At 49.1% G+C, this 10,893-nt stretch carries 8 protein-coding genes; all 8 read left to right on the top strand.

Translation table 11 applies throughout. The annotated features are described in order from the left end of the window. The coding region (locus AC1WIP_RS05745; RefSeq protein WP_481140926.1) for an ABC transporter ATP-binding protein at window positions 1–1,097 on the top strand (1,097 nt) is incomplete at its 5' end. Beyond that, a complete protein-coding gene (locus AC1WIP_RS05740; protein ID WP_481140925.1) occupies window positions 1,094–2,122 on the top strand; it encodes a glycosyltransferase family 2 protein in 1,029 nt (342 codons plus the stop codon). The genes AC1WIP_RS05745 and AC1WIP_RS05740, both read left to right, overlap by 4 nt. 16 nt (window positions 2,123–2,138) lie before the next feature. Further along, window positions 2,139–4,478 (top strand): hypothetical protein, encoded by a 2,340-nt coding sequence (locus AC1WIP_RS05735; RefSeq protein ID WP_481140924.1) that lies wholly within the window; start codon window positions 2,139–2,141, stop codon window positions 4,476–4,478. Next, a complete protein-coding gene (locus tag AC1WIP_RS05730) occupies window positions 4,463–5,920 on the top strand; it encodes a hypothetical protein (RefSeq protein ID WP_481140923.1) in 1,458 nt (485 codons plus the stop codon). The genes AC1WIP_RS05735 and AC1WIP_RS05730 overlap by 16 nt, the downstream gene beginning before the upstream one ends. Next, on the top strand, window positions 5,904–8,138 hold the full coding sequence (locus AC1WIP_RS05725) for a hypothetical protein (RefSeq protein ID WP_481140922.1): 2,235 nt from the start codon (window positions 5,904–5,906) through the stop codon (window positions 8,136–8,138). The genes AC1WIP_RS05730 and AC1WIP_RS05725 overlap by 17 nt, the downstream gene beginning before the upstream one ends. Window positions 8,139–8,149: 11 nt before the next feature. Beyond that, a complete protein-coding gene (locus AC1WIP_RS05720) occupies window positions 8,150–9,808 on the top strand; it encodes an HAD-IIIC family phosphatase (RefSeq protein ID WP_481140921.1) in 1,659 nt (552 codons plus the stop codon). Between the two features lie 16 nt (window positions 9,809–9,824). Continuing rightward, on the top strand, window positions 9,825–10,517 hold the full coding sequence (gene pseF, locus AC1WIP_RS05715) for a pseudaminic acid cytidylyltransferase (RefSeq protein WP_318703015.1): 693 nt from the start codon (window positions 9,825–9,827) through the stop codon (window positions 10,515–10,517). A gap of 26 nt (window positions 10,518–10,543) precedes the next feature. Next, window positions 10,544–10,768: an acyl carrier protein gene (locus tag AC1WIP_RS05710; protein ID WP_481140920.1), complete on the top strand. Its 225-nt coding sequence runs from the start codon at window positions 10,544–10,546 to the stop codon at window positions 10,766–10,768. Window positions 10,769–10,893 lie beyond the last annotated feature (125 nt).

Genomic DNA, 10,893 nt, shown 5'->3' with positions numbered 1-10,893 from the left:
GTATAAAGGAGGTAAAGATTTCCTGCAAGGAGCAGTATTTCGTATCGGAGTACCGCAAATGCGGAAAAGGATATGTGGATGCAGTGCAGAAATACAGCCTTTACAACAATATTCCCAAGCTCTTGATAGAGACGGCCTGCGTGGCGTCCATGGTGGGTTACATGATTTACCTGGTGGCTTCGGGGGCGCCCACCCAGAACATGCTGGATGTATTCAGCACTCTGGCGGCTGCGGCCTTTGTTCTGCTGCCCTGTGTGAACCGCATCAATAACCAGATCAATTCCATTGCCTATTTTGAGCCCTTTTTTATGGGAGTCAGCGATAATCTGCAGGACGAGATCAACGGGGAGAAGGTGGATTTGTCCTTTGCCACCGATGAGGAGGAGAAGCTTCCTGTAAAGCATTCCATCGAGCTCAAAAATATTACCTATGCCTATCCCAACACAGACAAGCTGATTTTTGACCATGCCAGCATGACCATTCCCGTAGGAGCCTCTGTTGGCATTGTGGGAACCTCCGGAGCGGGGAAAAGCACTGTGGTGGATATTCTGCTTGGCCTGCTGGAGGTACAGGAGGGAAGCATTCTGGCGGACGGACAGGATGTGAAGGCCCATTACCGCAAGTGGCTGAAAAATGTAGGTTACATTCCCCAGATGATCTTTATGCTGGATGATACCATACGGAAAAACGTAGCTTTTGGAGTACCTGAGGAACGGATTGATGAAACCAGGGTTTGGGAGGTTTTAAGAGAAGCCCAGCTGGATGAGTTTGTAAAAACGCTGCCGGAGGGACTGGACACGGGCATTGGCGAGAGAGGCATCCGCCTGTCCGGGGGACAGCGGCAGAGAATCGGCATTGCCAGAGCCTTGTACAATAATCCGGAGGTGCTGATATTGGACGAGGCTACTTCTGCCCTAGACAATGACACAGAGGCGGCCATTATGGAGTCCATCAACCGTCTGCATGGCAGAAAAACGCTGATTATTATAGCGCACAGGCTGCAGACCATCGAGAAATGCGATATTGTATACCGGGTGGAAAACGGCAAGGTCCGCATGGAAAAAGAAGGAAGCACTGAAAGGTTTAAGAGAGAATGAAACTGAGTATCATTGTGCCGGTTTATAATATGGCGGCGGAGGGAAAGCTGGAATATTGTATGGACTCTCTGCTGAAGCAGACCATAGAGGACTACGAGATCATAGCCGTGGACGATGCCTCAAAGGATCGTTCGCCGGAGATTTTGCAGGAGTATGAAAGACGCTTCCCGGGGCGGGTGAAGGCGCTCTTCCATGAGACCAATAAACGTCAGGGTGGCGCAAAGAACACGGGGCTTTCAAAAGCGGTGGGAGAATGGATCGGATTTGTGGACAGCGATGACTGGGTGGCTCCTGACTGCTATGAGAAGCTGCTGAAAAGGGGGCAGGAGACCGGCGCGGATATGGTGGGCTGCAATTACAGCCTGGTGGAAACCCATACTATGGAGCCGGGAAGGGTAATCTGCAACAACACTGCCGATCAGACAGGCGTGCTGGATGTGGAAAAGCACAAAAAGCTTCTGCTTCGCAGCGGCAGCATGGTGATCAAGATATACCGGCATAGCGTCATCAAGGAGCATGGACTGTGCTTTCCGGAAGGGATATTTTACGAGGATAATTGTGCAGGCCCGCTGTGGAGTCTGTATTTTACCCATTTTGAGAAGGTGGAGGAGCCTCTCTACTATTATTACCAGCATTCGGTTTCCACGGTGCACCATATCACAGAGGAAAAGTGCAGGGATCGTATGAAGGCGGCTGCTCTTTTCTACGACGAATGCCAAAAAAGAGGCATGCTTGACACCTATGGACCGGAGATAGAATACCGCTTTACAGAGCTTTATTACGCCATTACCCTGTTTTCTTATTTGTCCGGCGTGAGAAGGCCCCGGCTGTCCTTTGTAAAGGAACTGCGGGCGGGGGTTTTGGAGCGTTTTCCGGAATTTGAGAAAAATCCTTATTACAAAAGCCTGACGGGGAAAGAGGAGCAGGAGCTGATTGCCCTGCAGGGAAAATCGGCGGCTGCCTTTTTTGTGTATTACAGGCTCAAGCAGGCAATTCGCCGGCTTCGCAGCAAATGTGGCAGATAATTTTTGGAGGAAAATCATGAGCTTTTGGGCGCGTATCAGATCGCTGCACATAGCAGAAAATAAATATTTCCGCATACTTTTGCTGGCGGAGCTGCTTTTCCTTTTTGCAGCTGTTTTGGGGCTGTTTGGAAAGGATGCTGTGTATGAATACAGCGCGGAGAGCATGATAAGCAGCACAGGAGTCTGGGTAGAGTCTTACGAGGGTATTTATCTGGAAGGACAGGAAAACGGGGAGACGGTGGAAATTCAGAATATCTCACTGCCCAAGGGAACCTACAGAGTACAGCTTAAGTATGCCACAGACACCAATATGGTAAATTCCTGCAGCGTTATAGACAGCAGCCTTCCGGCTAAAAATCTGCGGACCAATGGAACGGGACTTTTTGCGGGGCTTACGCAAACCGACTTTGACATGTGGCTCTTGCAGGACAGTGCCCATCTGACGGTACAGGTTCAATACGGGGGAGAGGGAATGCTGGCGGTGCAGGGGCTGACCATATATCAGACAAACGCCTGGAACCGGATTGGCCTGTTTGCCCTGTTTTGCTTTATTACGCTGTTTAATGTATGCTGGGTTTATGTCTGCTATGATAAAGCCTACAGAGTGCCTCCAGAAAAAAAGAGCAGGACTTTTCTTCTGGGAGTGATCGTTTTGTTTTCGTCGCTGCCCCTGATGGTGGATGGCATGCCGGGAGCAGGAGACCTGATTTATCATTTGATGCGGGTGGAGGGAATCAAGGATGGCCTGTTGTCCGGGCAGTTTCCTATTCGTATTTCGCCCAACTGGATTCAGGGCTATGGATACGCCTCGCCTATCTTCTATGGGGAAACGCTGCTGTATCCGGCAGCTTTGTTTCGGCTGATCGGCTTCAGTATTGTTGCCAGCTACCGTCTGTATCTGCTTCTGGTTACGGTGGCAACGGTGTTAATCGCATATTTCTGTTTTGGGAAAATGTTTCAAAACCCTAATATAGGCGTATTTTGCAGTATGCTGTATTCCCTTTCCGTGTATAGGATTTATAAAACCTATCTGTGCGGCTCCTGGGGGGAAACTCTGGGAATCATGGTGCTGCCGCTTTTAGTCTACGGCTTTTACCGAGTGCTTTCCCGGGAGGAAGGAGAGGAGGGTTATCAAAGAGGCTGGATACCGCTTACCGCCGGGTTTGCCCTATTGATCCAGTCCCATCTTCTCACTGGAGAAATGGCAGGTTTTTTTACTATACTTCTTTGTATTTTGTTCTGGAAAAGGGTGTTTCGCAAAAAGACCTTCCTTGTGCTTGCAAAGACAGTGGTGTACAGTGTATTGCTCAGCGCATGGTTTCTAGTGCCTTTTATGGATTATATGCTCACCGGAGACTTTGTAATTCAGCATGTCTCGGAGCGGACTATACAGGACAGGGGTCTGTATCTGGCCCATTTGCTGTTTACCTTTTTCAGAGGAGGCTCCACTGTATATTTTGCTGACAGCGGTATGGCGGATACGCAGCCTATGGGGGTGGGAATTTCTTTGATTGCCGCTCTTTTGGTTTTCGGCCTTTTGCTTCTCAACAAAAGGGGCAATGTACTGTCAAACAAGGAGCTTGCGCTGGGCAAGGTGACGGCAGGCTTTTCTCTGCTGGCCATGCTTTTTAGTCTGAGCCTGTTTCCTTGGGACGATATACAGAAGCTTGGCAGCATCCCGGCGGTGCTGGTGTCCAGCATACAGTTTCCCAACCGTTTCCTGACGGTTGCAAATGTGTGTCTTGTGACGGTGGCGGGAGCTGTGGCAAAATGGCTGCTTTTGAATAAAAAGAGGATGCAGCTTTCCCTGTATATAGGAGGAATGGTGTTTCTTCTGGGAATCAGCAGCATTTTCCTTTTAAATGACATTTTGAGCCGGGTGGAGGTGTTTCGGGCCTACAACAGCGAGGGCGGCCTGGGAACCGGTTATATTGCAGGAGCGGAGTATCTGACCTATGGTGCGGACGCTTCCAGGTACTGGTATCATGATCCTGAATGTCCGGAGAATGTGACTTGTCTGGATTATCAGAGAAAAGAGCTTGGAGCCGAAGCCTGGCTTTCCAATGAACAGGAGGAACCGGCGCAGGTGACCTTTTCCCTTTTGTATTATAAAGGGTATCATGCTTATGCAGCAGAAACCAGGGAAGAACTTCCTTGTTATGCCGGGGATAATTTTCAGGTGACTGTGGAGCTTCCGGCAGGATTCGAGGGAGAAGTGATGGTTTCCTTTGAAAGCCCCTGGTATTGGAGGCTTGGGGAGATCATAAGTCTGGTAACTCTGCTTTCTATGGGGATATCCGGTCTTTACAGCAAAAAGAAAAAGCGTGAGGAGGTGCCGCAGTGTCTGGAAGGCTAAAAAATTTCTGGAATCGAAATGGAAGAAATGTCATTTTTCTGACGCTGATTGTGATGACGGCATCAGTCCCCCTTTTGACAGATTACCTTTTGGAGGGGGAAAACCTGCAGAATGTGTTGACCAGAATTGAATTAATCAGCCAAGGACTCACAAAGAGCTTTCCTGTGCGCATTCAGCCGGCTGCTTTGCCGGATTACGGCTATGGGGCGGCAGCCTTTGAGGCAGATGTGTTTTTAATTCTCCCTGGAGTACTGCACCGCATGGGTTTAAGCCTGCAGGCAGCGTATAAGCTTTACCTGTGGGCCGTGAATATAGCAACGGCGGTCTGCTCCTTCCTCTGCTTTGAAAAATGCTTCCATAGACAGGAGCTCGGGCTTTTGGGAAGCCTGCTGTTTACCTGGTGTCCTTATCGCTTGAGCAGCCTGTATGTGGCGGCGCAGGCGGGGGAGGCTGCAGCCTGGTGCTTTCTTCCTCTTTTGCTTTTGGGACTTGTAAGGCTGTATGCCGGTGAGGACAAACAAAAGGGCGTTGGCAGAACCTGGGTGCTTCTTACGGCTGCCTTGCTGCTGATTTTATCCGCTTCCATGACAGTGTTTGTGATTGCTGCAGGGATGTGCGTGCTTTGGCTTTTCCTTCTGGGGAAAAGGGCGCTTTCCAAAGATGTCCGATTGACGGTGGGAAAAACAGTGCTTGCCACAGGACTTTTAGGGGCTTGGTTTTTGATTCCCCTTTTCTATTTTGTGTATAAGAACACAGAGCTTTTGGGAAATTTGATTCTTCAGGATGTCCGCTCCGGCGGTTTATCCTGGGCGGTCTATCTGATGACCTTTTTTGGAGCGGGAACATCGAAGAATTTTTGGGAAAATGGAATGGCGGGTACACAGAGTCTGGGGATGGGATTTGCGGTTACGGCCTGCGTGCTGTTTTTCTTGTGGAGTTTTTTTACCGGCCGCTATGCACAAAAGGAAAAGAAGCCGTTGTGTAAGCGACTGGCTGTTTTGGGGCTTGTGCTGGCATACTTTAGCACAAGCAGTTTTCCCTGGGAGCTTTTGCAGAATAAGAATCTGCTTTTTTCCCTTCTCCTTGGATGGATGCAGAGCCCGGCAAAGTGGGGAATCGGGGCTTGCGCGGTATTCATTCTTCTCTCCTGTGAGACCCTCTATCTGGAGCGGGAGGAGGGATGGTACAGGATATGCCTGGGCATTACCATAAGCACGGCCTTTTTGACTGCACAGTTTCTCACGGGGGAAATCCTGCTTTCCACACAGCCCTTGTGGCTGGAAAGAACAGAGGAATGGGCGGCTCTTCCCTTACAGGTCATCACGGGGATACCATGGCTTTGGCGGGGCGCTGAGGGGATATCCCTGTCAGCCTTGGCCTTTCTGGTATTTATGGCTGCCAAGGGCAGAATGAGGAGAGGTAAAAGTGTTGAGAAAGTCTGAATTTCTTAAAAATAAAAAGTGCAGAATCCTTTTGTGCATAGAGCTTTTTCTGCTTTTTGCAGGAATCATAATGCTTTTTGGGAAAACCGGCATTGTGGCAGGGACAGAGGAAACGGACAGACTGCTTGCAGAAGGGATAGCCCTCTCTCCCGGAGTGTACACGGCCCGGATTTACTATGATACCCAGGAGGATATCCAAGGGGGCTTCGGTGTAAGGGCGGAGGAGGAAAACCTCTCTGCGCTGAAAAGCAATCCGGTGACTCTCTATGCTGGGGCTGGTATGGCACAATGCCAATTTTATCTTTTAGACAGCGTGGCTCATTTATATGTCTATGTGGAAAATAACGGCCAGACCCTGGAGGTGAAGGGGGTGGAGATTGAAAACGGCGGGCAGGCGGTTTCCATGTGGGTGATCACAGTACTGTTTTTCAGTCTCCTGGTGAATGCCGGGGCAGTTCTCCTTTTACTGCACCGAAAGAGCCCATTTCCGGCCAGGCAGCAGCTGATATTTTGGGGAATAACTGCAACGGTGGTTATTTCCAGTATTCCCCTGATGGTGGACTATCTTTTTTTCGGAGCAGATTTGATTTTCCACTTAGGGCGCATTGAGGCATTGGCACAGGCTCTGCTTTCGGGAATGCCTTTTTCCAGAATAGAACCCATGTGGCTTGCCGGGCATGGGTATGCCAATTCTATTTTCTACTGCGATACCTTTTTGTTGTTTCCTGCTATACTGCGGATGGCCGGCTTTCCGCTTACCATAAGCTATCAGTGCTATGTGGCGGCTGTGAATCTGGCTACGGCGCTTATTGCCTATACTGCTTTTAAAAGGTGCTTTCAGAGCGAGGAAATTGGACTTCTTGGCTGCATGCTCTATACCCTGTCTCCCTATCGTCTTTACAATATTTACAACAGCGCTTCAGTGGGAGAGTATACGGCAATGATTTTTCTTCCTCTGTTTGTATGGGGTTTTTACCGAATTTTTTCCTCAGACACGAAGGAGAAGAGCTACAAGAGGAGCTGGTTGATTCCCACGCTTGGGTTTTCGGGCATTATACAATCTCATGCACTGACCTGTGAGATAGCCGGAGGCTTTGTTATACTGCTGTGCCTGCTTATGTGGAAGAAGGTGTTTCGCAGGCAGACCTTTTTGGTTCTTCTTAAAATGGCTGCGGCTACAGTGCTTTTGAACGTCTGGTTTCTGGTTCCCTTTGTGGATCTGATGACGGCGGACAGCTATTATTTTGGAAACAACGCCAATGTGCTGATACAAAGCAGAGGGATTACGCTTGCGCATTTGTTTTATACATTGCAGGCGGGTGGCAGCTCCTCTCGGTTTGCAGAGAACGGCATGCTGGACACTGAGCCTACTACAATGGGGGCGGCATTGATTGCAGGAGCGCTTTTATGGCTGTGGCTGCGGTTTCGCAAAGGATTTTGGGAGGATAAGGACAAAACCCGGAAAAGAACGGCAGATATAGCATTTTTGCTGGGCTGTATTGCACTGTACATGAGCACTAGCTATTTCCCTTGGGATAAGCTAAGCAGCGCAGGCTCTATAGCGGCAGCCTTGACAGGTTCCTTGCAGTTTCCCACCAGACTGATGGCGATTGTCACCCTGTGCATGGTTTTTGTGTCCTGTGCGGCAGGAGCCTGGCTTTTAGAGGGAAAAAGGAAATTCAGGACCGGCACAGCCAGGGGCATTTTGGCGGGGCTGGGAGCTGTCTGTGTTTTGTTTTCCATGTACCAGGTGGATGATATTTTAAACACCAGAGCTTCCATTCTCCGGCTTGATTCAGCACAAAGCATGGGACACTCCCCCATTCTGGGTGCAGAGTATCTTCCCTTGGAAGCCCAGGTGGAGCATATGACCTATCATGAGCCGGTGATCTCTCAGGGCACGGAGATGTCTTTTTATGAAAAAAGGAATCTTCAGGTAAACGCCTATGTGGAGACGGATGGAGCGGGAGAGCATTATGTGGAGTTTCCTTTGCTTTATTATAAGGGCTACCATGGAGTGAATACAGATACAGGAGAGAGCCTTCAGGTTGTCAAGGGAGACAACGCTGATGTAAGGGTTTTGCTGCCGGACCATTTTTCCGGAAATATACAGTGCGGCTATACCGGAATGTGGTATTGGCATCTGGCGGAGGCGGCCAGTGCGGCTGCTGTCCTTGGAATCGCAGCGTTTGTAATCAGAGGCAGGAAGGTTCGATGAAAGGGTAAGGTATGGAAGAGCAGAAAATAGCGATTCTCTCTAATGTAAACATGAATTTTGTAATCCGTATGCTGCAGAGCAAGGTTCCTGTATATGAGACGGAGGGATATGGAAATGAGCTGGGTATTTTGATGAATCCACAATCCTCTTATTATGTCTATGATCCGGCGGTGACCTTTCTCATTTTGGATTTGGCGGAGCTTGTGGAGCACAGATTGGATATTGAGGAAGCAAATGTCCTTGTAAGAAATTGGTTTTCCAGTTTTTCGGCGGCTATGAACCCAGGGATGATATACTATATCTCGGATGTTTATTTATGGTGCGCAGAGACTGAGGTTTTGTTTGAACCGGGAAGAAAGCAGGCGCTGGAGCAGGTGTGGCAAAGACATCTGGAGGAAATTGTAAAGCGCTGTGACAATGTACGCATATTCCCTTATCGGCACATGATAGAAGTGATGGGAGAAGAAAATGCTTTTTCGTGGAAAATGTGGTATTTGGGAAAGCTTCCCTTAACTGCCGGTGCCCAGGAGAGACTCTGCAGTCTGATCCTGGAAAAGCTGCGCGTGGAGAGGAGAACGCCTAAAAAGGTGTTGGCGTTGGATTTGGACAATACGTTATGGGGAGGACTGGCCGGGGAGGCGGAGCATACGCCGATTCTTTTGTCTGACGACCACAGCGGGCTGGCTTACAAAAACCTGCAGCGGGTGATTCTCCAAATGCAAAAGCAAGGGGTTTTGCTTGTGCTGGTATCCAAAAATAATGAAGAGGACGCAGAGCGCATTTTGGCCGGGCATTCCCATATGGTGCTCAGACCGGATTCCTTTGCGGCAAAGCGGATTAATTGGCGTCCCAAGCATGAAAATCTGCAGGAAATTGCACAGGAGTTGAATCTGGGGCTGGATTCCTTTGTGTTTTGGGACGACAATCCCGCAGAGAGGAGGCTGGTGCAGGAGATGCTTCCGGAGGTGGTGGTGCCGGATTTTCCCCAAAGGCCGGAGGAGCTTGCTCCTGCGATGACAGCGATTTACAGGGAATATTTTGAAAAGCCTGTGGTCACCATGGAAGACCTGCATAAAACCAGGCAGTATGCGGAAAATGCGAAACGCAGCCTGATGAGGGAGCAGGCTGCAAGCTTTGAAGGGTATTTAAAGCAGCTAAAGATGGTGATGACCAGAGTGGACCCTCATGAGAATCTGGAGAGATTGACGCAGCTTTTCAATAAAACAAACCAGTTTAATTTGACCACCAATAGATACGGCCTGCAACAGCTTGGAGAGATGTTAAAAGATTCCCGAAAACGGATTTATCTCTATCAGGTCAGAGACTGCTTTGGAGATAATGGAATCGTGTCGGCGATCATTGTGGATACCTCGGAGGAGGTACCGGTGGTCACAGATTTTGTGATGAGCTGCAGGGGGATGGGCAGAAACCTTGAGGATGCCATCATAGAGGATGTGGAGCAGGAGCTTTTTGCTTCAGGCTGGAACAGGCTTAGGGGCATTTATATTCCAACTGCCAAAAACAGGCCGGTAGCACAGCTGTATCCCAGGCTGGGCTATCGGAAAATTTCTGGGGACGATTCCAAAGGGGATGTTTGCCAGATTTATGAAACGCCATTGCCCTCGCAGACTCCAAAAGTGTATTATGTGGAGAGAGAAGATAATGTATGAAGCAAGGAGCGCAGCGATGAAGAAAATTGCAATCATTACGGCCCGGGGCGGCAGCAAGCGGATTCCCCGGAAAAATATCAAAAAATTCTGTGGGAAGCCCATATTGGCTTATTCTGTGGAGGCAGCACTGCAGTCCGGTTTGTTTGACACGGTCATGGTGTCCACGGACGATGAAGAGATTGCACAGGCAGCCAGACAGTATGGGGCAGAGGTGCCTTTCTACCGGAGTGAAAAGACCTCCGGGGATTATGCTACTACCAATGATGTGCTGTTGGAGGTGCTGGCGGAATACGAAAAGAGAGGTTTGGAGTATGAGCTGGCCTGCTGCATCTATCCAACGGCTCCCTTTGTGACCGCAAAGAAGCTGAAGGATGCTGTCAGCCAGCTTCTGGACAGCAATGCGGATACACTGATTCCTGTAGTGGCTTTTTCATATCCTCCCCAGCGGGCCATGATTATGAAGGAAGGGCGATTGGTATTTGAATATCCCCAATATTTGGACAGCCGTTCTCAGGATCTGGAGCCCCATTACCATGACGCAGGTCAGTTTTATGTATTTCGGACGGCCCCTTTTCGGAGAAACCGGAAGCTTATGGTGGGAAATATTCTTCCCATGGTGGTTTCTGAGATGGAGGTACAGGATATTGATAACCAGACAGACTGGAGAATCGCGGAAATCAAATATCATTGTATGATGGAAAATAGATAAAGTAATGTAATGGAGAAAGAGACGATATGAAGGAAAAAATTATTTCATTAGTAGAGGAAATTTTGAAGGTGTCTGCGGGAACTATCACGGAAACCACAAAGATGGAGGATGTGGAGCAATGGGATTCTCTGGCACAGGTCATGATTATCGGAGAGCTTGAGGAGCGGTTTGGCATTTCCATTCCCCTGGAGGAGGCTGTGGAAATCACCAGTATGAAAGAACTGTTGGAAAAATCAGGGGCTTTGGACTGACGATCCCCAAAAGCTTCGAAATGGAGGATAAAAATGAGTGTGACCTTGCATCCCATACAGGAAGAAGACCTGGAAAATATTATGCGATGGCGCATGGACGAAGAAATTACTCGATACATGAATAC

Source organism: Acetatifactor sp., assembly GCF_982438285.1.
The sequence above is the reverse complement of the archived record's forward strand: the minus strand, read 5'-3'. Positions and strand labels throughout refer to the sequence as shown.